Source organism: Acidovorax facilis (assembly GCF_050626955.1).
GTDB lineage: Bacteria > Pseudomonadota > Gammaproteobacteria > Burkholderiales > Burkholderiaceae_C > Acidovorax > Acidovorax facilis.
In genome coordinates this window covers 368,580-390,767 of the sequence record NZ_CP192460.1, presented here as the reverse complement: position 1 = coordinate 390,767, position 22,188 = coordinate 368,580, and the positions used below count along the sequence as shown (strand labels likewise).

Sequence of the window (22,188 nt, the reverse complement as noted above, 5' to 3'; positions counted from 1 at the left end):
ATGCCCCCCCACTCCCCGACACCCCGCGCACGCTCCTCCGATTTCAGCGCAGGGGCATCGCACCACCAGGGTGGCCAGCACCCTTCGCCACGCCGTGGCCGCCGTGTGCTGCGTGCACTGGGCTGGCTGTTGGTCGCAATGATTGCGCTGCTGATCGCCGCCGCAGCCGCCGTGTGGTGGTGGGCAGGCAGCAGCACGTCGCTGGCCCTGGCGCTGGCGCGCGCGGCGCAGTACCTGCCCGCCAACCAACAACTGGAAAGCCGCGAGGTCACCGGATCACTGCGCAGCGGGGGGCGTATTGGCTGGCTGCGCTGGCGCAGCCCCAGCCTGTCGGTGGAGGTGACCGACATCCGCCTGGGCTGGCAGCTGGCCCCGTTGCTGCAACGCCGCCTGGAGCTGGGCGAGGTGCATGCCGCACGCGTGCAGATCACGCCACTGGGCAGCCCGCCCAGTGCAGAGGCACCCACGCCCCTGACACAGCTGGTGCTGCCCTTGCAGATCGGCGTGCCGTTCCGCGTAGACCAGATCCAATGGGCGGGTGCCCCGGCCGTGGAGGCCCAGGGCCTGGCCGGCGACTACCGCTTTGACGGGCGCGAGCACCGCCTCAACGTCGCTAGCGTGGCGCTGGCCCAGGGTCAATACACCGCGCGGCTGACGCTGGAGGCCCAGGCCCCCATGGCGCTGAACGCCACTGTGGACGGCACGGTGAGCGCCGCCGTGCCCGGCGGCACCACCGCCCTGCAGGTGGGTGCACACGCTACCCTGCAAGGCACGCTGGCCACAGCGGCAGCGCATCTGCAACTGCAGGCGCGCATCAGCCCCACCGCCAAACCAGCAGCACCGCCACCACCCGCCGCAGAACCCATGCAGGCCGACCTGCAGGCCACGCTGGCACCCTGGTCCCCACAGCCCCTGCAATCGGCCCAGGCCACGCTGCGTGCCGTCAACCTGGCAGCTCTGTGGCCCCAGGCCCCGACCACCCGGCTGCATGGCACCGTGCAGGCCGGGCCCACCGGGAGCGGAGCAACGGCCGGCACTGGTTGGTCCCTGCAGGCACAACTGCGCAACGAACTGGCAGGCCCGTGGGACCAGGCCCGCCTGCCCATCACCACCCTGCAGGCCGATGCCAACTACGACGGCACCCGCTGGACGGTGCCCGGGGCCACTGTGAATACAGGCACCGGCGCAGTCACCCTGCAGGGCAACTACACCCCCGCCACCGGCGCGCTGGAGGGCCAGGCTGAACTGCGCAACCTGCGCCCAGACGCCCTGCACACCGCCTGGGCAGCCGCCCCGCTGGCGGGCCGCGTGGGCGCGCAGATGCAGGGCGACGTGGTGCGCTTTACGGCAGATATCCGCGCCACCGGCACCGCCGCCTCCGGCAAAACCCCCACCAACCGCCCCGCCTTGCTGCGCATCAACACGCTGACCACCCAAGGTAGCTGGCAACCCCCGTCACCCACCCAGCCCGGCGGCACCTTGCAGCTGGAACGCCTGCTGCTGGACGCCCTGCAGGCCCGCATTGAAGCCACCAACCTGCGTGTGGCCCCCGGCGATCTGTCGGGCCAGGGCCAGATTGCGCTGACCGTGCCCGGCGCCACAGCGCGCGCCCAGGGCAGCATGGCGCCCCAGGAGGGCGCGGGCGACCTGCAGGTCCAATGGACCGACGTGGACCAAACCCAGCGCTGGCTGGCCAGCCTGCCGCTGGTGGGCCCCCGTTTGAATGAATCCTTGCGGGGTGCCACCGCCAAAGGCGCCGTGCAGCTGAACGCGCGATGGAAAGGTGGCTGGCAGACAGCGGCCCGGCAACTGCAAGCCGCCACCGCAACCACCAGCGACAGCACATCCCCCAACGCCAGCCGTGCGGGCAACACGCCGCCATCAGACAAAGCCACCTTCGAGCTGCAAGCCAAGCTCTCCACCCCGCTGCTGGACCTGTCACTGCCTCCCAGTAAAGATGAGGGCGGCGGTTCCACAGCCGTGCAACTGCGCGCTGTGCAGGCCGGCCTCTCGGGCACCCTGGCGCAGGCCACGCTGACGCTGGATGGCGAAGCCCGGCTGAATGCATCCCAGCCCCAGCAGATGCAGCGGCTGGCCCTGCAAACCCGCGCCACGGGCGGGCTGACCACACCCACGCAAGGGGCGCAGGTGCAGATCAGCGAACTGCGGCTGGTGGCACAAGACACCGCACGCCCCGGCCCCTGGACGCTGCAACTGGCCGAGCCCGTATCTATCACCGCACGCGCCACCACCGGTACACGCTCGCCAACAGCGGGCTACACCGTGTTGGCCACTGCAGGCCAGGCCCGCCTGACTGGCCCCCTGCCCGGCACCGCCGTGCTGCGGTGGCAGCCCCTGCGCGTGGCCACCGGCGCGAACCCTGTGCAATTGCAAACCCAGGGCACCGTGCAGGGCCTGCCCATGGCCTGGGTCGACGCGCTGGGCCTGGGCAACACCCCGGCCGCCGCAGGCCGCCCTGCCCAGCCGCTGCTGGCCCGCATGGGGCTGGCCACCAGCATCGTGCTGGACGGGCAATGGAACGTGGACAACACCCAAGGCACCCTGCGTGCCAGCGCCAGCCTGCGCCGCGCCAGTGGCGACCTGCGCATCCTGGCGGGCGACGCCACCGCCATCACCGCCGTGCAAAGCAGCGGCCAGGGCACGGGCGCAGGCGCCACGGCGGTGATCGCCACCGAGGCCTCGGCAAGCCCCTCGGCATCAGCTGCTGCATCCGGTGCAGGGGCAGGCACCGCCGCCGGTGTGCGCCAGGCCGAAGTTACCGTCGAGATCGAAGGCGAGGCCCTGCGCGCCCAACTCGCCTGGGCGAGCGACCGGGCGGGCGAGGTGCAGGCCAACGTCAGCACCCGTCTCACACCCGGAGCACCCGGCGCCTCCGCCGCTGCGGGCGCCAGCCCCTCCTCGCCCGTCAACTCTTCGCCAGCCACCTCTTCGCCCTTCACCTGGGCGCCCGATGCACCCCTGGCCGGCACCCTGCGCGCGCGCCTGCCCGACGTGGGCGTGTGGTCGGCCCTGGCCCCGCCCGGCTGGCGCGTGCGCGGCACGCTGGACGCCAGCGCCACCTTGTCAGGCACCCGCAATGCGCCGCGCTGGGCCGGCACGCTGGGGGCTGATGACATGGCCGTGCGCTCGGTGGTTGATGGTGTGGACCTGCAAGGCGGCCGCCTGCGTGCCACGCTGCAAGGCAACCAGCTCAGCATCACCGAGTTCCGTCTGCAGGGTGGGCGCGGCAGCGGCGCGCGCATTGCGGGCTTCAGCGGCAACCGCACTTCCGCACCGCAAGACGGCGGCACACTCACCGCCACTGGCCGCGTGAGCTGGGGTGACAGCGCCACCGCAGCCACCGGCCTGTCGGGCATCACCATGTCGCTGCAGGCCGAGGCCAAGGCCCTGCAAGTGCTGGTGCGGGCCGACCGGCAAATCAGCGTGTCAGGCCAACTGCAAGCACAGCTTCAGCAAGGCCAGATCAGCCTGCGCGGCAAGCTCACTACCGACCGCGCCACCATCATCCTGCCCGACGAAACCGCGCCCACGCTGGGCTCGGACGTGGTCGTGCGCTCTGCTGCCAAAGACCGCGAAGACCAGGCCAAGGCCCAGGCCGCCGCCAAGGCCAACCAGGTAGCGGCCCAGGCCGAAACCGCCAAGCCCCCCGACATCGCGATCACCCTGAACCTGGGGCGCGACTTTGCCCTGAGCGGCCAAGGCATCACCACGCGGCTGACGGGCGAGGTGGACATCCGCAGCAGCGCCGTGCCCGGCGCCCCACCCCGCGTGACCGGCGAAGTGCGCACCGACGAAGGCCGCTACCGCGCCTGGGGCCAGATGCTGGACGTGGAAACGGGCCTGATCCGCTTCAACGGCCCGTACAACAACCCCTCGCTCGACATCCTGGCGCTGCGCCCCAACATCAGCGTGCGCGCGGGGGTGCAGGTCACCGGCAGCGCCCAGGCGCCGCGCGTCAAGCTCTATTCAGACCCCGAGCTGCCCGATGCCGAAAAACTCTCGTGGGTGGTACTGGGCCGCAACGCCTCCGCAGGCGGCGCCGAAGCCGCCGTGATGCAGCAGGCCGCCCTGGCCCTGCTGGGCCGCCGTGGCGGCGGCAACACCAGCGCCAACATCGCCAGCCGCATTGGCCTGGACGAAATCGGCTTTCGCAGCGCCACCACCGGCGAAGACGCCAGCGCCGCCGCCCTCACCTTCGGCAAACGCCTGTCCAAGGATTTGTATGTGACGTACGAGCGCAGCCTGTCGGGCACGCTGGGCACGCTGTACATCTTTTACGACCTTACCCGCAGCCTCACGCTGCGCGGGCAAACGGGCGAGAAGAGCGCGGTGGACATCATCTACACGGTGAAGTACGACTGAGGCTGGCACTCCGGCGGGCGTGCGCGTGCCCACTACAATGCGCGGCTGTCTTGCTCCTCGTAGTTCAATGGATAGAACGAGTGCCTCCTAAGCGCTAGATACAGGTTCGATTCCTGTCGAGGGGACCAGCGACCAGTCCGTAAGAGTCCAAACTCTTCCGGACTTTTTTATTTCTCCTTTGAAATCAGTATCTTAGCTGTCCAGACCCGTCCAACCCAATCCACCCCCATCCGCGCAAATTGGGGGCACATTTGGGGGCACATTTTTCAAAAGTGGGGGCACATTTCTTTTATGCCCCCACCCCAGGGGGAGATGCCCCATGGCAGAGGGCGGCCTCAGGGCGGTTTTACGCACGCCAGCAGGCCCAAACACCCCCTAAAGCCCACCGAACCCACACGCGGCAGCCGGATGTGCCTCCAGCCGCGCCGGTTTGTGCCCCACGCCTGACCCACAACCAGGCCTCCGTCCCGGGATAACTCCGCCGCGCACGATTGGGCCGAAGCACCCCCCTGAAACCCACCGAACCCACCAACCGCCCGCCGGTTGTGCCCCCAGTTCGGCCCTGATGTGCCCCCAGCCACTCCGGTTTGTGCCCCCAGAACTGACCGGCCGCCCTCGCCTCTCCGCCCGCTGAGCCAATTTTTGGGCGCGCGATTGGCCGTCCACAACCCCCCAAATCCAACCAAACCCACCACGCGGCGAGCTGCCCACCGGCCCAAAGTCCGCCTTTCGGAGTCCGCCCCGGCCACTTCGCCCAACTTCAGCATGTGTAGAGCGCACACACATGCAGCACTCGTTTGTCCACGGCCGTCCGTCCATGACCATAGAGGCATGCACACATCCACCGACATCCACCACGCAAAAAACACCCCTGCCTCTGAGCTGCGCCCTGTGCGCAATCGCCTGCTACGCCTGGCTGACGTGAAGCACATGACCGGCCTTGGCCGCAGCACGATCTATGCAGCCATTCGGGCCAAATCCTTCCCGGCCGCCGTGAACCTCACAGCCCACGCGGTGGCCTGGCGTGAGTCGGATATTGATGCGTGGATCGCTGCCCGCCCACCGGCCGCCCTGCCCATCGAACCGCCCGCACCCGTTGCTGCCAAGCCCGCGCCCAAGGCAGCGCGCACCCGCGCAACGGCCAGCGCTGCAACAAAACGGAGCCGCTCATGAGAATGCGCTGCCCCCACTGCAAGAGCTGGGCGAACGTTCGCAACAGCGTCGAAGTAACGCCCCTGCTGCGCGAGCTGTTCCTTGTCTGCAAGAACGCCGCCTGTGGCCACACCTTCGCGGCCGCGACCGAGATCAACCGCACGCTGTCCCCATCGGCTACGCCTGATCCGTCCATCCTGCTGCCCCTGAGTCCCCACGTCCGGCGCCGTGACGTGATGGAACAGATGGCACGACACCCTATCGCCCAATGCGACCGCCTGCCCCCGGCTGATGCCGACCGCCCGGGCACGGATACCGACGCCACAGAGACCGAATCGGCCGCCCTGGCGCCGTAGGTCCACCCTACCCCCAAAGCACCGCCTTGCGGAGCCGTTTTGCGGCCCTGCGGCCCGACCTACGCCCGAAGAACCCTGTTTGCCCCTTTTGCCCTTGATTCCCATGACCACCACCCCCAGCTCCTGCAGTCCTGGCCAGCCTGTTTTCCGTCCGTGCAATACCGCACACGCCGCGAACTTGCCGCGCCAGTTCGCCCCCAAACACCCACCAAAATCAACCAAACCCACCACGCGTCGCTATACTTCGGGCGTTACGTCACAAAAAGGCGTAATCGGGATTGGCGTCCCGTGTAACCCGCTGCGACGCAAGCCGCAGCCTCTCCCGCAGAGCAACTGCGGCTTGTTTGTTCGCGCCTCCAAGTTTTGGCGGCTCGGATGGGGAGCCGCAAGGCTCGCCGGTTCGCGCAAGCGGGTTCCCGGTACGCCAACCTGTTCGAGCCGCCGCCCCCAATTGGCGTTGGGAGTGACGGTTTTTGCAAACCGAACTCGCTTGGAGGCCTCCCATGGCTGACCGTACCCCCTCGGGCGCATCCGCGTCCGGCGCAGCTGCACGCGCGCATTCCTCTCCCTCTTGCTCTTGCCCTCCCCCGCTGTCTGACCGCGCCCCGCGTTCGCTGGCCCTTGATGCCGACGACAACGCAGGCGACCTGCGCACCACGCTGCAGGCCTATGGCGCCATCGAGAAGCTCATGAGCTGCCACGGCTCAAAGGACAGCCAGACCATCGTCGCCCATCGCGACGAACTGGGCGCCTTGCTTCGTCTGGTGAATGAGCGTTTCGCTCACGACCTGGACGCGCTCGATTCCACGCTGCAGACCCTGCACAGCGCCCTGGGCGCACGGGAGACCCTGCAATGAAGACCTACCTCATCAAGTGCATTGACGGGGCGGGCACATTCCACCGCTACACCCAGCAGGCCGCATCGCATGCGGCCATCGGCTCCAGCGCTTTCGAGCGCTTTGGAGACCTGCGTTTGCTGAGCGTGCGGAGGGTCTCATGAACGCGCCCGTTCGCATCAACCTCCAGCACGCCTACGAACAGAACCGCCAGCGCATCGCACAACTTTGGAACGAGGCACAGGCCATTGCATCGGACGATGCAGCGAGCCGCTATCTGGTGCGGCAGGGCTTGCGGGGGCACGACGCCGCGAACTGGCCCGACGCTTTGCGCCTGCATCCATCGCTCGACTACTGGCACACCGACAGCCAGGGCAGCGCCGCGTGCATTGGCGCCTTTCCCGCGCTGCTGGCCGCGCTGGAGATTGATGTTCACCCGCACGGGTTGTTCAAGCCCGCCGTGCGGCACACCGTGGCCCTGCAGCGCTTTTATCTGACCCCGCGCGGCACGCCTGCGCCGGTGCCTTCGTTCATCAAGGCCACGGGCACCGATGGGCACATCAAGGGCGCGGCCGTGCGGCTGTCTGCACCGCGTGTGCAAACCGATGGCGTGGTGCTGGGCGTCGCCGTGGGCGTGGTGTCCGCGCTGCGCTTCTCCTCTGCACTGCGCATGCCAGTGTGGGCTGTTGCAGACGCTGCAGCGCTCGCGCATTTCCTGTGGCCACGCGAGGTCACGCACCTGCATGTGTTCACCGACACCAGCGACGCGGCCCACGCGGTCCCGGCCTGCGAGCTGGCGCGCAAGGCTGCGCGCTGCGGTCTCAGCAGCTATGTGCAGACGGTCACGCCACGCACTGCCAACACCACCTCCGCCCCCAACGTTTGAAGGAATCACCATGGCAAAGAAGAAGGCCAACGCCACAAGCACGGGCGCGGCATCGAACGACACCAGCGCACAAGCCGCAGTGCAAGCAGCTCCACAAGGAGCTGCACCAGCTCGCGCACCGGCGCTGCAGTTCACCGTGTTCACGTCCACCGAGCCCGAGCGGCTTACCAAGGTGCTGAGCCTGAATCGCGACGGCACGCTGAACAAACAGGCGGCCGCTTCGATGATGGCGGGCACCGCGCAGCGCGTGCGCGTGTCAGGGCTGCAGGCCCTGGCCCAAGCGCTGGACAGCCTCACACCGGCTCAAGCGGTGGGCTGGGGAATCTGCGCGCCCGAACAAGCCGCCATCGTGGCGGAGCGGGATGCTCAGGTGAACGACGGAGCGCATGGAGCTATCTCCCGCACGCGCCAGCACTTCGCGTTCCCGCGTGGTCCGGGCGTCTTGATGCTGGACCATGACGGGTGCCCGAATGGCGAGCTGAACGCCGATGAACTGCGCCAGCGTTTGATCGATGCATGCCCTGCCCTGGCCGATGCGCCGATGCTCTGGCGCCCCAGCTGTTCGGCGGGTGTGCAGGCCCCGGATGGGCGCGTGCTGTCGGGCCTGGACCGGCACCGCCTTTACATCCCTGTGCGTGATGCCTCGCGCATCCCCGATGCGGGCAAGACGCTGTTCACGCTGCTGTGGGCATTTGGACAAGGTTGGTATGAGGTCGGGCGCGCTGGCCAAGCGCTGGAGCGGTCCCTCATTGATGCGACCGTATGGCAACCCGAGCGGCTGGACTTCTGCGCCCCTCCCGTGTTGCTCGATGGCCTGGACCGCCCTGGCGCTGCAGCGCGCATCTATGGCGATCCCTCTGCCTTGTTCGACCTTGGCCTGATCGAGTGCGACGGCGAGACCCGCAAGCAGGTGCAGAGCCTCAAGCGTGCGAAGCGCGAGGCCATCGCCGGGCAGTGCGCGGCGCAGCGTGAACGCTGGGCCAATGCGAAGGCGCCATCGCTGGCCATGCGGCGCGGCATCCCGTTGGAGAAGGCGCGCGATGTGCTGGTGCGGGCCAGTGAGAAACGGGTTTTGATGGGGCATTTCATGCTCACATCGGCAGAGGGTGAACCCGTGTCGGTGGGCGAGATTTTGGACGCGCCCGACCGCTGGCACAACGCGCAGTTCGCGGACCCGCTGGACCCGGACACCGACCGCCGCGTGGCCGTGGTGAACCTCAAGAGCGGACAGCGGCCGTACCTCTACACGCACCGCCACGGGGGCATGCGTTTTGAGCTGATGCGGCAGTCGGCGCGCGTGCAAATTGGGCGCGGGATGCGTGTCGCAACAACCGATGCAGTCCTGTCCGTGTTGAAGTCGCGCGGGGAGCTGTTCGACTATGGCGAGGGGGCGATTGCCTACGTCAGCGAGGGCAAGGCGCGGCCGGTGTCGCCCGACTGGTTGACCGACCACATGGGGCGTGTGTGCGACTTCTACTCCGTGCGCAAGCGCAAGGACTCTGCAGGGGATGACCAGACCGAGGAAGGCGCGGAGGATGCACCGCTGGGCGTGGCGCGCGCCATCCTGGCCAAGCATGGCGAGCGAGGTTTCAAGAAGCTTGTCGCCGTGGTCACTGCGCCCACGCTGCGGCTTGATGGGAGCATTCTGGATCGCCCTGGCCATGATGACGTTTCCGGGCTGCTGTTCTACAGCGAGCATCCGAACCCGCCGAAGGTGCCGACCAGCCCGAGCCCGGCCGATGCGCTGGCCGCGCTGCGGTTCCTGTGGCGGCCTCTGGCCCTGTTCCCGCTAGTGGACGATGTGGCGCGCGGGGTGGTGCTGCATGGCCTGCTGTCGGCCGCGTTGCGGGCCAGTCTGCCCACGGCCCCCGGCATCGGTTTGGATGCGCCTGCGGCGGGGAGTGGCAAGACGCTGCTCGCGCGCTGTATCGGCATCCTGGCGATGGGGACCGACCCGGCCATCCTGCCGCCCGCAGACACCGACGAGGAAACGCGCAAGCGCCTGTTCGCCGTGCTGCGCGAGGGCCAGCGCGTGGTGCTGTGGGACAACGTGCGCGAGCCCTTGGGCTCTGCATCACTGGATGCGTTCTTGACCGCGCCCACGTTCGCCGACCGCATCCTGGGTTCGAGCGAGACCGTGACGCTACCGAACCGGGCCTTGTTCATCGCCACGGGCAACAACCTGCGCATGACCTCGGACACCTGCCGCCGGGTGCTGACCGCCCGCATCGATACGCAGAGCGAGAAGCCCTACACGCGGGACTTCGCGTTCGACCCCGCGCAGATGATGACGAACGACCGGCTGCACTATGTGGTGGCGGCCTTGACCATCGTGCGGGCCTACATCACTGCGGGGCGGCCGAAGGTGGCCAGCGGGCGCACCGCGAGTTTCGAGCATTGGGATGATCTGGTGAGGCAGCCGCTGTGCTGGCTGGCGGGTCTGGTGCGGCAAGCCGGGGACCCGGAACTGCCATCGTTGGGCGACCCGATGGAGGCGGCCGCCAGGGCCTTCGAGCAGGACCCGGAAACAACAAAGCTCGCTGCGATGCTGGAGGCGTGGCACGAGGCGTTCGGGGGCATGCAGACCACGGTGGCCAGTGTCATCCGCCGGGGCGATACCGACGAGCGGCTGGGCGGGGCGATGGACGAGATCGCCGGGCAGGCCGGGAAGGTCAACTCGCGCATGCTGGGCCGGTGGGTGGAACGTATGACCGGGCGCATCGTCGGGGGCAAGCAGTTCGTGCGGATTGGCCTGCGGGCTGGGGTGCTGCATTGGTCGGTGGGCAAGGTGGGGGCATCGCCACCTGCCCCGACTTTGCAAACGCAAAACGTGAACGCGCCATCGGCCGCCGAACACCCACCAAAAGCCACCAAACCCACCAATCCGGGGCAGACCGGGCACGAACCGACCGATTCGCAAAATCAAAACGTGAACGCGCCGTTGACCGGCAGACACCCACCAAAAGGCACCAAACCCACCAAAAACGGGGGTTCGGACACCTCCAATGCACCCGGCGTGGTGGGTTTGGGGGGTTTTGGGGGGTTTCCGGCGGTCAATCCGCGCGCCAAAAATTCTGAGACCGGCGAAGCAGCAAATTCGGCCGGTGACGATGTGGAGTTCTTCCAATGACGGCCCCGCATTCATCGCCTTTGGTGGGTTTGGTGGCTTTTGGGGGGTTTACTTCGGACGACCGGCGCACCGAGATTCACGAAACCAAGGTTGAACCCGACCCGGCCTTGGTGGGTTTGGTGCGTTTTGGTGGGTGTTTGGCGGTCAACGGCGCGCACAAAATTTGCGCCGATGCCGTTTCAAGCGAGCCCGCCGTGGTGGGTTTGGTGGGCTTTGGTGGGTTCCTGGCGGCGAATCGAGCGAGCACGTTTAGCGCTGACGGTGGTTTGACCGATGCCGACAAGGCCCTGGCCAGGGCCGCCCGCGGCATTCTGCAGACGCTGGAATCCGCTGGTTTGACCCTGGCTGTGACGGATGCCGGAGCGCTGCAGGTCTCGCCCGCCAGTGCCTTGCGCCCCGACCAACGAGTGGCCATTCGCGACCACCGCGCGGGCTTGGTGGCCCTGCTACGGCTGCGCGGCGTTCTGTTCATTGATGACGAGCGCCACCGCTGCAGCGACTGCGTGCATCTGCAGCGCAAGGGCTATTGCGCGATGGCGCAGAAGGGCCTGATGCCCGGGGTCAATCCGTGGTTCACGCCTGCGCCCCACGTGCTGCAGCACTGCCACTTTTTCCACCCGAACGCGGTGGAACTGGGGGCGCCATGAGCAAGGCCACTTTCGCCACCGGCGACACCACACCGGCCAAGGCTCCCATGTCCAACGCCGAACGCCAGCGCAAGCACCGCGAGAAGCGCAAGGCGGAGTTGCAGGCACTGCGCGCTGGCGCTGCGGCCCCGCTGTCGCTGCGGCTGGCTCTGCCCTTGCAATCGGCCGCACCTGTTGTGCCAACTGTTTCGGCCCGTGCCCTGCCCGATGACTCGCCATCCCTGCGCCTGCAGCTCGATGCAGCCCGCAAGCGCTGCGAAGCGCAGGCGGCAGAGCTGGCGGCCCTGCGTGCGGAGCATGAGCCCTTGGTGGCCCGTTTTCTGGCCTTGCGCACGGTATTGAGGGCCGTCCTCGGCAAGTTCTCACCGGCGGCCCGGCATGTGGCGCGCAGCCACTTGCAGGAGACCGGGTTTATCGAGTGGCTGGACGCTGATTGAACGCTGCGGGGCACTGCCCCGCGCCTGTTGTTCCCTTCTGTTGTTCCCTTCTGTTTTTTCCGTTGTTTTCTTCCTTTTTTCACCTCTGAAAGTTCACCATGTTCGCCAATGAATCCAAGGCCCGCGCGGCCTATGTGTCCGCCAATCGCAAGCTCGAAGCCGCCCTGTCGGAGTACACGCAAGCGCGCACCGAGCTGCACAAGATCACGGGGGAGTTCTCTGCTGTCGATCAGAAGCTGTCCCTGCAGTTCAGCACCCGCTCGGGCAAGACCCAGACCGCCGAAGTTGTTCTCACCGACTGCTGAAAGGAATCACCACCATGACGACCCAAACCACCAAGACCGCCACGATTCAAGACGAGTTGGCCCAGGCCCAGGCGGCCTACGACAGCGCGCTGGCGAAGTTGCTCAAAGCCTGCGCGGATTTCAACGAGGGCTCGGGCAAGCAGTACGCGGAGCTGATGCAGCGCCATGCGGACCTGCGCGGCAAGATTGCCGCCCATGAGGCTGCGGCAGAGGCCGCCACGCTGGAGTTCAAGCAGTTGCTGGCGGCTGCGAATTTTGAGAAGACGAAGGCCGTGAAAGAGGCGCTGTTCAAGAAGAACGATGCGCTGGCCATTGCCGAAGAACTGCGCGAGGCGCTGGCCGATTCGGAGCGTACGACGTTGTCCCTGCGCGCCAGTGCGTCGCGCGCTGCGCAGACCTACGCCAACGCGCACGACGCGGCCTATGGGGCCTATGCGCGGCTTGAAGCCTACAAGGCCCTGGCAGAGTCCGAAGAGGCGCTCACGCGGGCCATGGCGCTTATGACGCATGCCTCGGAGCCCACGGGCATCGACCGGCAAGCCGACGATCCAAGGGCCTACCGGATGAAGTTCATCTGGCAGCGCCTGTCGGCCGTGGCGATGGAGCGGCCAGAGGCGCAGCAGCGGCCCGAAGTGGAGGCACTGGGGCCGCTGGAGCTGGGGGCGTTTGCGGGGCGTGCGTTCCTCACGCCGGTGAAGGTGATGCAGCTGCAGCGGGCGGAGGCGACCGCGACGGCCTGAGCATCACGATGAAGCGAGCCAGGCATGCGCCCTGGCGCTGAAAGACAAAAGGCCCCGGCAGTGATGTCGGGGCCTTTTTGCGTTGGTCGGTTAGGTACCGCCGGTGGCGGTTTCAGAAAGCGGAAGCTCAACGCTTGACATGAGCAGTGGCCGACCGGCGCAGTCGATTGGATATGCGTTCTATGGAAAGACTAGCCATCAACTTTTGCGTACGCGGAGGCGTGCCATTTGGTGCCGGACACTTGCCACGGGAGCGCCTCTTGCACACGCACCCTCTTATGGTTGCCGCCAGTAAAGACATAAGTCTGCAGCTCTTGAAAATGCCGCCGCTTCTTTGAATACGAGAAAGTCACGAGAAACACTATCAGCGGCTTGTCGATTCCTTCCCACTGCCGCCCAATGGCGTCGAGATTGAGCTGATGTGTGTCATTGTCAGTCCGGCTGTAGCCGACAAAGATGAATGTGTCAGCTTCGCTGGCTGCACTTGCCAGCTTCTCAATTTCATTTACGGTTTCAACCTTTGCCGGTGTCCATTCCCATTCTGCTTTCGCCCAGGCCTTCGCGTTTGAGTCTTGGATTACCGCGTCAGTTTTTCCGCCCGTTTCGAAGCATGTGTATAGACCGAGGTGGTCTGCAGCCATCTTGACCGTAGACGCGATATGTGTAGTCCAAAGCGCGCGACGACTGATGTCAATACGATCTGGCGTTATTGGAAAGTCCCGATACCAGAACGCATTGAACAAGGCGACGAAATCCTTAGTACGACTTTTCATGATTTGATGACAAACGTTTGAATTCAGCGGCCGCCGGGGGTGGTACTCAGGAATGAAGGCTAGACCACTGCTGGCGGCTCGCCCGGCAGCTCCTCCTTTGCGTGCACTAGTAGCTCGAAGACAGCGATGATGGCGCCCCACCAAGCAGAGAGTACGCGCCCCATCAGGGCGAATTTGACTCTGGAGTCTTAAGTCCTGAGGGCAAAACACTATCTGGAAGGATTCTGTCCCACTCGTCCTTGAAGAGGTGGCGGTGAACAGTTCGTTGGTACACCTCGTTGAAGTGCTCTTTGGCAAAGTACTTGATCATCCAACGTTGTTGATCGCCGGAGTGCTTCAAGTTAAAGAACGCATGAATGCCTTCCTCGGCAATCGTTGGGCTCACGTCTTCGAAGTCCTCGCATGAGGCCACGGTATAGGGCATGGAGTCAAGCCATGAGAGGTCAAGATTCGCCTCAGCCATTTTCTTGCGCACGCCTTCTGCCAAAAGGTATGCTGACGTGCCAAACAAGTACCAATCTTCGAGCGTCACGACGAGCGGAAAGATTGGCCGATCGTTTCGCGGCCAATGCGTGTGGCCTGCCAGTGCATCAGCTATGTTTTTGTATAGCTGTATGACGGCTTTCGCCAGGTAGTCCACTTGCTGGCCAATGATTGCTGGGTCAACCGCCGACTTAGCACCCACGGTCATCCGCTTGGCCTTGCATTCGACAAACAAGTTCGCCCGGGCGTCGGTCACTATCCAGTCCACGCCGTCTTTTCGAGCGCGCCCCACCTTGTACTCACGCTCTTCGTAAATCGTGAATTGAGGGCTTGGGAATGTCTTGCTCAGCACCTCACCAAAGTAGGCTTGAAACGAAGCACCAAATGGGTCGTTGAAGCCTTCTGCTTGAGCGATTTCGTAGAAGAGGCCTTGGCTTACCCGGCTCATGACATAGTGGGGAATAGGGCAATGGAGGCGCTCAGGGTGCGTCAAGTCCAAGCCCACGAGCGGTTTGGCTTCGAGTGGGTTCCACGTGTACATCCAGGTGTCGTCGTACCTGGCTGCGTCATTGACTTTTGATTGGAGTTCTTCGAGAGGCTGCGACAGTTTGTCAAACACAGTTTTGGATCGCTCCAGCTCAATGGCAACCGATCGGTAGTCCTGGTGAGCGGAGATCGTGCATTTGTGCTGTAGAAGGCCCACAGTGGCAAAGCCCACGAGAAACCATTCCTTCGTGCTGACCCCAGTCTGGCGAATCAGTAGGCGCTCCACGTCGGGCTCAGAGAACACCTTGAAGTAACGCATGAGCGCATTGAGTTGGCGCGTGCGCTGCCATGGAAACTGAAGATGGCCTGTCGGGTTCAAGCTGTTGCAGGCCTGGTCCGGCGTCATTGCCGGCCCCACCATGTCATTGGTGACTGTGCGCAGCATATTGAGCACGCGTGCCATGTTGGGCCAGGGGCGAAGACGAAGCGTTCCCCTTGGCGTCGCGTTCAACGCGATTTCGCGCGCAAGAATGGCGATCTCCCACTTGTGAAGTTCGGCCTTTAGCTTTATGAATCCTTGGCCGGTCCATACCTTCTCATTCGAGGAATGATGGTCCACCGCTTGGAAATACCACCATATGTCGTCGATTGAATCCTGTAGGTTGTACTGGCGCAGGAGATTTCGAAGCGGCTTGTATCGAAGGTAGTTGTTCAAGGTCTGAGCCAGGTTGAAGCTACAGCGAGCTGACAGACCGCAATCCGCCTTGACGAGGGTTGATGCCCCCCTGGATGGTCGCCTCTCACCGAATGCTGACGCGCCATCATCATATGTCCGCAACGTAACCGGGCACTCGCCCTCACTTATGAACGGCCAGACAAAAGCCGTCAAATCCCGTCACCCGAAAATGCGCGAAGACCGCCCACCAAGCCGCACCGTGCCTCGCGCAGTCCATGGTCGGCAAGGTCGTCAATTGAGGGCCATTTAGCGGGCAGGTGAGGCGGGGTCTCCACTGCGCGCCACCCCTCTACGTGGTAGTTCGTGCGTGGCGCGTAGCTGCTTAGGTCATTCCTCAACGTTGATTGCACTCTGGCCGTTACTACGGCTGCTGGGATACCAGCTGTCGGCTAGGACCAACATATGGCGTTTGCCACAAGCAGCCGCGCAGCGCCTGAATTAAGCCGCGCCGCGAAGCGGCGTCGGCTTGAATGAAATGTTAGGCCGCACCACCGTTACCCTCTAGGGATTCAATGATGGCTTCTATCTTCTCGCGGTAGCTCTCGCCGATCGCCTTTCCATGAACATCCAAGCTCGCATCAATTTCAATCAGCTTTAACTTCAACGATGCGATGGCGTTTAGACGCTGGAGTTCTAGAACTCGCGCCTGCACCACAGAGCTGTCGAGTAGCGCGTTTGCAGACCTCGCAAGTTCTTTGCGCGTTTCAGACAGCTCGAGTGATTGCAGATACACAGCAATGCCAGCTGCGGAGAAAGCTAAGCCTGTGAACAAAGCATTCACTGCGCCGAACATATCGCCGAACGTTCCTCTCTCAGGAACATGCTGAAGAGCGAAGAGGGAAATGAGCCAGATCGATATCACGATCGAAGGTAGAAGGATAAAGATGAGCTTTTTGGACATAAGCTACCTGTAGTGCGGCCTAACGCAAAGATAACCGGCGCATTGCCGCAACTTGTTCGAGTCGACCGATCGGTTAGCCGGCACCGGCAGGCCTTCACCGTCAGCCATTCTTTTCGGCGCTCTTCACTGTTCGAAGATCTAGGGTAAGCCTCTCGCCAGATGGCGTTGCCGACCAGAAGAGGTCCATTCCTCCAGCAATATTCTTCGTGTATTGGATATTGACGAGACCTAGGGCCTTTAATTGAACCGAAATAGTCTGAAAGACTTGATCTTCGAGGTCTGGCGAACTGCCTGAGGCGGATGACATCTTGAACAAGCCTTTCTCGAGGACACCCTTGACAGTGGAAGCCGCGGGATGACGAACGAGGTAAGGCGAAATGATGGAGAAGATTTGCCGCCAAGTCGGGCGCGCAGTCCAGAGATAGCCCGACCTACCTTGAGACCAGTGCTTACCAGACACCTCGATAGCTTCGTCGAGTCCTGCGAGATTTTCAACCTTCGCCGCCGGAGCGGTTCGTAAAGCTGCAAGCTCAGTTGAAAGAGCCGCGTTCCTCTTTCTGAGTTCGTTAATCTCGGCCAGCACTTCTTCCTTAGCGATGCGATCCGCCCTAATCCATCCTCGTGCGGGATACGTCTTGATGGTCTTGGAGAGACTGAGTGCCACAATCCCTGGTAGCTCATTTGCACTGTTCCAAAAGCGTACAAGTCTGCCCGTCGACACCTTCTCTCTAAACTTATCGAGCTTCGCCCGAAGCTCGGGATCCCTCTCCGACTTCCCCAATGGAATATCGTCCGGAGCTTGATGCAGAAGGGCTATGACCTTCAAGTCCTTCGCCACCGCATAGTCGTACTCTTGTTCTGTATAACTGATACCGGCAGAGGTTAGAGACCCGTAGCGCCCACCGATCACGAGAAGGTAGTAGTCACAATCATCAATGACCCTCTTGATGAATGCAAACTGCTCCTCGTCTACGGCGGGGAATAGCTCCATTCCGGCGGGGATGCAGTCCATCTCCATTAATGCCTGGATTACGCGCTGACGTTCATCCTTCAAGTCTGCGTATGTAGAGCTGACGAAAATTTGATATCTCTTGTCCATGATGATTGCTCATTCTTCTCGGCAAAAGGCCAGTTGTCGTTGGCGCCGCAAGGGGCTTGCAGCCTAGCTTTTCAGTACGTCATTGCATGGAAACAAGGTACCAGATTCAGCCATGAAACCCGCCACCCTCCTATGCTGCGCACCGCACGGTTGCTGGATCAATGCTGCGAGTGCGTTCGTTACAAACACTATAGCTTGCGCACGGACTACCGCCCAAACTTTGATTTGGCAGCCGCGCAAGACCACTACTTTCCAGTGCATACGAGCTCATCGGCTCTTTGACCGCGTTCCATCCAAGTAGTCGGCCCACCACTGCATCAGCTTGATACGGTCCGCCATGTACGTTGTCCGGTGGTACGCCGCCCGGATCTCGTTCTGTTCCCTGTGCGCGAGCTGCCTCTCGATCACATCCGGGTTCCATCCGTGTTCGTTGGCCACGGTCGAGAACAAAGCCCGGAATCCGTGGGCCGTAGCGATGCTCTTGTAGCCCATGCGCGCGAGTGCTGAGTTGAACGTGTTCTCGCTCAGTGGCTTGCTGGGGTAGTAGGGACTAGGGAACACCAGGTCGCGGCCGCCGCTGATGGCCTCGATCCTGGCCAGCACTTCGAGGGCCTGTTTGGACAGGGGCACGCGGTGTTCTTCCCTCATCTTCATGCGCTCTGCGGGGATGGTCCACAGGGCCGCCTTGCGGTCGAATTCCACCCAGCGTGCGCCGCGCACTTCCCCAGGCCTGCAAGCCGTGAGCATGAGCATGCGCAGGCCCAGAACGATGCTGGGGGCGCCGTCGTAGGCCGCGAGCTTGCGCATGAACTCGGGCAGCTCTTTTTCCGCCAGGGCGGCCCGGTGCTGGACGGTGCGTGGCTTGAGGATCTCGGAGGGCACGAGATCGAGCATGGGATTGGCGTCGATGCGCTGGTGCGTTACGGCCCAACGATAGATGGCCTTCACGCGCTGCAGCACGCGGCCGGCCTGATCGCTGGCGCCACGGGCCTCCACCGCTTTGACGGCTTCCATGACGTCCCGGGCTTTCAGGCTGGCCATCGGCCGCGAACCAAGGGTCGGGAACACATCCGATTCAAGCGAAGCCCGGATGCGGCCCATGGTGACGGGCTCCCAGCGGGTGGACTGGTGTTCGAGCCAGTCGCGGGCTACGGCTTCGAGAGTGTTGCGGTTTTCGTGGATAACCCGAGCCTTTTGCTCCTTGCGGGCCTCCCCGGGGTCTTGGTCGTCTTGGAGCAGTTTGCGGGCCTTGCTGGCGGACTCCCGGGCGGCCTTGAGACTGATATCGGGGTAGACGCCAAAGGCCAGGCGCTTTTCTTTTCCGGCGAAGCGGTACTTCATGCGCCAGTAGCGCCCACCTGCCTTGGAGATTTCGAGATACAGGCCCAAGCCGTCAGCGTGTTTGCCAGGTTCAGAGAGGGTGCGGAGCTTCGTGTCGGTGAGTTTCAAGGGGGCACCAAAAAGGGCTGGGGGCACAAATGGGGGCACATTCTGCCCGTATGATTCGCGGACCTAATATCCACGAGGCCTAGCGGCCAGACTTCGAGAGCTGTCGAGGGGACCAGATTTATGGTCAAAACTGCCCCTAGCGCTTATTGGACAAGCGCTAGCAGCTATCAAAACAGTAGTATTCAAAGAAGAAGCAACCCCGTGGCAGGGTCTTCGCAGTGTGTGCGGCGGGCCTGCCCGCCAAGCAGCTACCCAGCGCAACACACCGCAGCCACATGCTCCAAGACATCCAGAAAACCCTGTGGGCCACCGCAGACAAGCTGCGCGCCAACATGGACGCCGCCGAATACAAGCACCTGGTGCTCGGCCTCATCTTCGTCAAATACATCTCTGACACCTTTGCCGCCCACCACGCCACGCTGGTGCTGCGCCTGGCAGACCCCGACGACGAATACTTCTACGGTGATGCCGACCCCGCCGACATAGCGGCCGAGCTGGAAGACCGCGACTACTACAAAGAAGCCAACGTCTTCTGGGTGCCCGAAGCCGCGCGCTGGGAGCAATTGCGCAATGCCGCCAAGCAGCCCGACATTGGCAAACGCATTGACGACGCCCTCACGCTGATCGAGGCCGAGAACCCGACGCTCAAAGGCATCCTGGACAAACGCTACGCCCGTGCACAGCTGCCCGATGGCAAGCTGGGCGAGCTGGTCGATTTGGTATCGACCATCGGCTTTGGCGACACCCCCGACGTGGCCCGCGACACCCTGGGCCAGGTGTACGAATACTTTCTGGGCATGTTCGCCAGTGCCGAAGGCAAGCGCGGCGGGCAGTTCTACACCCCCGCCAGCATCGTCAAAACCCTGGTGGCCGTGCTCAACCCACACACCGGCAAGGTGTACGACCCGTGCTGCGGCAGCGGCGGCATGTTTGTGCAGAGCGAAAAGTTCATCGAAGCCCACGGCGGCAAAAAGGGCGATGTCTCCATCTACGGACAAGAGAGCAACCCCACCACCTGGCGCCTGGCCGCCATGAACCTGGCCATTCGCGGCATCGACTTCAACCTGGGGCGCGAACCCGCCGACACCTTTGTGCGCAACCAGCACCCCGACCTGCGCGCCGACTTCATCCTGGCCAACCCGCCCTTCAACATCAGCGACTGGTGGCACCCCAGCCTGGAGGGCGACGCCCGCTGGGTGTATGGCGACCCACCCCACGGCAACGCCAACACCGCCTGGCTGCAGCACATGCTGCACCACCTCAAAGCCACCGGCCGTGCTGGAATTGTTTTGGCGAATGGCAGCATGAGCAGCAGCCAGAACAACGAGGGCCAGATCCGCGCCGCCATGGTCGATGCCGACGTGGTGGAAGTGATGATTGCCCTGCCCGGCCAGCTGTTTTTCAACACGCAAATCCCGGCGTGCCTGTGGTTTTTGGCCAAGAGCAAAAAGCGCAAGGGCGAAGTGCTGTTCATCGACGCCCGCAAGCTCGCCACCATGATCAGCCGCGTGCAGGGCGAGCTGACCGACGAGGTCATCGACCGCATCGCCGCCACCGTGGCCGCCTGGCGCGGCGAGCCCGCGCCCACTGCCAACCCCGTTCGGGCTGCGACTGTCGAAGCCAGCGCACCCCCAACCGTTCAGGCTGAGCCCGTCGAAGCCCACCCCCACCACCCCGCCATCTACCAAGACATCCCCGGCTTCTGCCGCAGCGTCCCCCTGGCCGAGATCGCCCAACACGGCCACGTGCTCACCCCCGGCCGCTATGTGGGCGCCGAGGCGGTGGAGGACGACGACGAAGCCTTTGCCGACAAGATGGTCAAGCTGACGGAGAAGCTGGGCGAGCAGATGGCCAAAGGCGCAGAGCTGGATGCGGTGATTCGGCAGAAGTTGGGGGGGCTGGGGTATGAGTTCTGAATGGCGTACTCAAAAAATATCATCGCTGGGAGAATTTGACAGGGGCAAATCCAAGCACCGCCCAAGAGATGCAGCGCACCTCTACGGTGGTCCGTACCCGTTCATTCAAACCGGCGACATAACAAATTCAGGCGGCCGCGTTACCAGTTTTCGCCAGACATATAGCGAAGCAGGTCTGGCTCAAAGTCGCTTGTGGCCCGCGGGCACACTTGCAATAACCATTGCAGCAAATATTGCAGAAACAGCGCTGCTAACTTTTCCCGCATGTTTTCCAGACAGCGTTGTTGGATTTACCGCTGATCCCGGAAAGGCAGATGTTCGTTTCATTGAGTATCTTTTTCAGGCTATGCGCAAGCAGGTCAAAAGCCATGCCTATGGTTCTGCGCAGGAGAACATCAATCTTGAGGTACTGCGAAACCTTGAATTTCCTATTCCACCACTGAATATCCAGGCTGCAATTGCCGACTACTTGTCGCTTCTCGACGACCGCATCACCCTCCTGCGCGAAACCAACGCCACGCTCGAAGCCATTGCCCAGGCGCTGTTCAAGTCGTGGTTTGTCGATTTCGACCCCGTGCGCGCCAAGATGGAAGGCCGCGCCCCCGAAAGCATGGACGAGGCCACAGCAGCGCTGTTTCCCGATGCGCTGGTGGAGTCGGAGTTGGGGCGGGTGCCGAAGGGGTGGCGAATGAGCCACCTGGCCGACCTGACTTCAACACACCATGGGAGCATCCAAACAGGGCCCTTTGGCAGCCAACTCCATGCGTCGGACTACGTGGACTCCGGCGTGCCGGTGGTCATGCCAAAAGACATCAAGGACCGCCGGGTCATGACCGACTCGGTTGCACGAGTGAGCCAGGAAAACGCCGATCGCCTTTCAAGACACCAACTGATCGCGGGCGACATTGTTTTCAGTCGCCGGGGTGACGTAGAACGTCACGCTCTCATTACACAAAGAGAGGCTGGTTGGCTGTGCGGCACAGGTTGCCTTTTGCTTCGCCCAGGCAAAAGTTGGCGCTCTTCAACCTTTTTGTCCATGGCATTGGACGCAGCTCAGGCCCGCACTTGGCTGGTACAGCATGCGGTGGGTGCCACCATGCCAAACATCAACACCGGCATCCTTGGCTCGGTTCCCGTGCTCCTGCCGCCAGATGCGCTGCTTTCTGCCTTCGAGGATGTAGTCTCGGCAACTGAACTGCAGCGCAGTCACAACTCATCAACCGCAGAAACCCTCTCCACCCTCCGAGACACCCTGCTCCCCCGCCTGATCTCCGGCCAGTTGCGCTTGCCCGAAGCATTGGCTGAAATGTCCGTGGAGGCCGCGAGATGAGGAACTTAGACACTTTGAACCGCTGGTTGGTGGAAGCGCCCGAGGATGCCTTTTTGGGGGCAAAGTGCATAAACGCAAATCCGTTTAGCACCAAAGTTGTCAAAAACTTCCAATTGAATCAAAGACCTAATCGGTTAATTGCA

18 protein-coding genes and 1 tRNA gene are annotated in these 22,188 nt (G+C 63.4%); 14 read left to right on the top strand and 5 right to left on the bottom strand.

Annotated elements, in window-relative coordinates:
- The 12 genes from ACQ4MJ_RS01735 (at position 1) to ACQ4MJ_RS01680 (ending at position 12,872) form a co-directional block, all read left to right on the top strand.
- Entirely contained in the window at positions 1-4,383 is a 4,383-nt protein-coding gene (locus tag ACQ4MJ_RS01735; protein WP_431150494.1) for a translocation/assembly module TamB domain-containing protein, read from the top strand.
- Between the two features lie 53 nt (positions 4,384-4,436).
- A tRNA-Arg gene (locus ACQ4MJ_RS01730) sits at positions 4,437-4,511 on the top strand.
- A 703-nt stretch (positions 4,512-5,214) separates the two neighbouring features.
- Positions 5,215-5,556 carry a helix-turn-helix transcriptional regulator gene (locus ACQ4MJ_RS01725; RefSeq protein ID WP_082565041.1) on the top strand — a complete coding sequence of 114 codons (342 nt, stop codon included), beginning with the start codon at positions 5,215-5,217 and terminating at the stop codon, positions 5,554-5,556.
- Positions 5,553-5,891: an ogr/Delta-like zinc finger family protein gene (locus ACQ4MJ_RS01720; RefSeq protein WP_082565042.1), complete on the top strand. Its 339-nt coding sequence runs from the start codon at positions 5,553-5,555 to the stop codon at positions 5,889-5,891. The genes ACQ4MJ_RS01725 and ACQ4MJ_RS01720 overlap by 4 nt, the downstream gene beginning before the upstream one ends.
- A gap of 503 nt (positions 5,892-6,394) precedes the next feature.
- Complete coding sequence (locus ACQ4MJ_RS01715; RefSeq protein ID WP_056746846.1) at positions 6,395-6,748, top strand: hypothetical protein; 354 nt, start codon at positions 6,395-6,397, stop codon at positions 6,746-6,748.
- Positions 6,745-6,891, top strand: coding sequence for a hypothetical protein (locus tag ACQ4MJ_RS01710; RefSeq protein ID WP_156401031.1), 147 nt, complete (start codon positions 6,745-6,747; stop codon positions 6,889-6,891). The genes ACQ4MJ_RS01715 and ACQ4MJ_RS01710 overlap by 4 nt, the downstream gene beginning before the upstream one ends.
- The gene (locus ACQ4MJ_RS01705; RefSeq protein WP_431150500.1) at positions 6,888-7,613 is read left to right on the top strand and encodes a DUF7146 domain-containing protein; all 726 of its coding nucleotides are present in this window, start codon (positions 6,888-6,890) and stop codon (positions 7,611-7,613) included. The genes ACQ4MJ_RS01710 and ACQ4MJ_RS01705 overlap by 4 nt, the downstream gene beginning before the upstream one ends.
- A 10-nt stretch (positions 7,614-7,623) precedes the next feature.
- Entirely contained in the window at positions 7,624-10,743 is a 3,120-nt protein-coding gene (locus tag ACQ4MJ_RS01700) for a hypothetical protein (protein ID WP_431150503.1), read from the top strand.
- Positions 10,740-11,390 (top strand): hypothetical protein, encoded by a 651-nt coding sequence (locus tag ACQ4MJ_RS01695; RefSeq protein WP_431150506.1) that lies wholly within the window; start codon positions 10,740-10,742, stop codon positions 11,388-11,390. The genes ACQ4MJ_RS01700 and ACQ4MJ_RS01695 overlap by 4 nt, the downstream gene beginning before the upstream one ends.
- Positions 11,387-11,827 carry a hypothetical protein gene (locus ACQ4MJ_RS01690; protein ID WP_431150508.1) on the top strand — a complete coding sequence of 147 codons (441 nt, stop codon included), beginning with the start codon at positions 11,387-11,389 and terminating at the stop codon, positions 11,825-11,827. Before ACQ4MJ_RS01695 ends, ACQ4MJ_RS01690 begins: the two co-directional genes overlap by 4 nt.
- A gap of 98 nt (positions 11,828-11,925) precedes the next feature.
- On the top strand, positions 11,926-12,132 hold the full coding sequence (locus ACQ4MJ_RS01685; protein WP_431150511.1) for a hypothetical protein: 207 nt from the start codon (positions 11,926-11,928) through the stop codon (positions 12,130-12,132).
- Between the two features lie 14 nt (positions 12,133-12,146).
- Positions 12,147-12,872 carry a hypothetical protein gene (locus ACQ4MJ_RS01680; RefSeq protein WP_431150514.1) on the top strand — a complete coding sequence of 242 codons (726 nt, stop codon included), beginning with the start codon at positions 12,147-12,149 and terminating at the stop codon, positions 12,870-12,872.
- A 191-nt stretch (positions 12,873-13,063) separates the two neighbouring features.
- On the opposite strand, the gene ACQ4MJ_RS01675 is transcribed toward ACQ4MJ_RS01680, so the two are convergent.
- From ACQ4MJ_RS01675 to ACQ4MJ_RS01655, 5 genes are all read right to left on the bottom strand, one after another.
- Positions 13,064-13,645: a hypothetical protein gene (locus tag ACQ4MJ_RS01675; protein ID WP_056746853.1), complete on the bottom strand. Its 582-nt coding sequence runs from the start codon at positions 13,643-13,645 to the stop codon at positions 13,064-13,066.
- A gap of 163 nt (positions 13,646-13,808) precedes the next feature.
- Complete coding sequence (locus tag ACQ4MJ_RS01670; RefSeq protein WP_431150517.1) at positions 13,809-15,329, bottom strand: hypothetical protein; 1,521 nt, start codon at positions 15,327-15,329, stop codon at positions 13,809-13,811.
- A gap of 499 nt (positions 15,330-15,828) precedes the next feature.
- The gene (locus tag ACQ4MJ_RS01665) at positions 15,829-16,251 is read right to left on the bottom strand and encodes a hypothetical protein (protein WP_431150519.1); all 423 of its coding nucleotides are present in this window, start codon (positions 16,249-16,251) and stop codon (positions 15,829-15,831) included.
- A gap of 100 nt (positions 16,252-16,351) precedes the next feature.
- A complete protein-coding gene (locus ACQ4MJ_RS01660; protein WP_431150522.1) occupies positions 16,352-17,350 on the bottom strand; it encodes a DUF4062 domain-containing protein in 999 nt (332 codons plus the stop codon).
- A 267-nt stretch (positions 17,351-17,617) separates the two neighbouring features.
- A complete protein-coding gene (locus ACQ4MJ_RS01655; RefSeq protein WP_431150525.1) occupies positions 17,618-18,799 on the bottom strand; it encodes a tyrosine-type recombinase/integrase in 1,182 nt (393 codons plus the stop codon).
- Positions 18,800-19,074: 275 nt separating this feature from the next.
- Here ACQ4MJ_RS01655 and ACQ4MJ_RS01650 point away from each other — a divergent pair, with 275 nt between their 5' ends.
- Complete coding sequence (locus ACQ4MJ_RS01650) at positions 19,075-20,715, top strand: N-6 DNA methylase (RefSeq protein WP_431150528.1); 1,641 nt, start codon at positions 19,075-19,077, stop codon at positions 20,713-20,715.
- A complete protein-coding gene (locus tag ACQ4MJ_RS01645) occupies positions 20,705-22,045 on the top strand; it encodes a restriction endonuclease subunit S (protein WP_431150531.1) in 1,341 nt (446 codons plus the stop codon). The genes ACQ4MJ_RS01650 and ACQ4MJ_RS01645 overlap by 11 nt, the downstream gene beginning before the upstream one ends.
- Positions 22,046-22,188: the final 143 nt, after the last annotated feature.

Bases quoted from the DNA above. Each gene is read 5' to 3' on its own strand.
- ACQ4MJ_RS01685 (WP_431150511.1), top strand. From the start codon at position 11,926: ATGTTCGCCAATGAATCCAAGGCCCGCGCGGCCTATGTGTCCGCCAAT.
- ACQ4MJ_RS01675 (WP_056746853.1), bottom strand. From the start codon at position 13,645: ATGAAAAGTCGTACTAAGGATTTCGTCGCCTTGTTCAATGCGTTCTGG.
- ACQ4MJ_RS01665 (WP_431150519.1), bottom strand. From the start codon at position 16,251: ATGTCCAAAAAGCTCATCTTTATCCTTCTACCTTCGATCGTGATATCG.
- ACQ4MJ_RS01695 (WP_431150506.1), top strand. From the start codon at position 10,740: ATGACGGCCCCGCATTCATCGCCTTTGGTGGGTTTGGTGGCTTTTGGG.
- ACQ4MJ_RS01680 (WP_431150514.1), top strand. From the start codon at position 12,147: ATGACGACCCAAACCACCAAGACCGCCACGATTCAAGACGAGTTGGCC.
- ACQ4MJ_RS01705 (WP_431150500.1), top strand. From the start codon at position 6,888: ATGAACGCGCCCGTTCGCATCAACCTCCAGCACGCCTACGAACAGAAC.
- ACQ4MJ_RS01690 (WP_431150508.1), top strand. From the start codon at position 11,387: ATGAGCAAGGCCACTTTCGCCACCGGCGACACCACACCGGCCAAGGCT.
- ACQ4MJ_RS01720 (WP_082565042.1), top strand. From the start codon at position 5,553: ATGAGAATGCGCTGCCCCCACTGCAAGAGCTGGGCGAACGTTCGCAAC.
- ACQ4MJ_RS01725 (WP_082565041.1), top strand. From the start codon at position 5,215: ATGCACACATCCACCGACATCCACCACGCAAAAAACACCCCTGCCTCT.
- ACQ4MJ_RS01715 (WP_056746846.1), top strand. From the start codon at position 6,395: ATGGCTGACCGTACCCCCTCGGGCGCATCCGCGTCCGGCGCAGCTGCA.
- ACQ4MJ_RS01660 (WP_431150522.1), bottom strand. From the start codon at position 17,350: ATGGACAAGAGATATCAAATTTTCGTCAGCTCTACATACGCAGACTTG.
- ACQ4MJ_RS01645 (WP_431150531.1), top strand. From the start codon at position 20,705: ATGAGTTCTGAATGGCGTACTCAAAAAATATCATCGCTGGGAGAATTT.
- ACQ4MJ_RS01700 (WP_431150503.1), top strand. From the start codon at position 7,624: ATGGCAAAGAAGAAGGCCAACGCCACAAGCACGGGCGCGGCATCGAAC.
- ACQ4MJ_RS01650 (WP_431150528.1), top strand. From the start codon at position 19,075: ATGCTCCAAGACATCCAGAAAACCCTGTGGGCCACCGCAGACAAGCTG.
- ACQ4MJ_RS01735 (WP_431150494.1), top strand. From the start codon at position 1: ATGCCCCCCCACTCCCCGACACCCCGCGCACGCTCCTCCGATTTCAGC.
- ACQ4MJ_RS01710 (WP_156401031.1), top strand. From the start codon at position 6,745: ATGAAGACCTACCTCATCAAGTGCATTGACGGGGCGGGCACATTCCAC.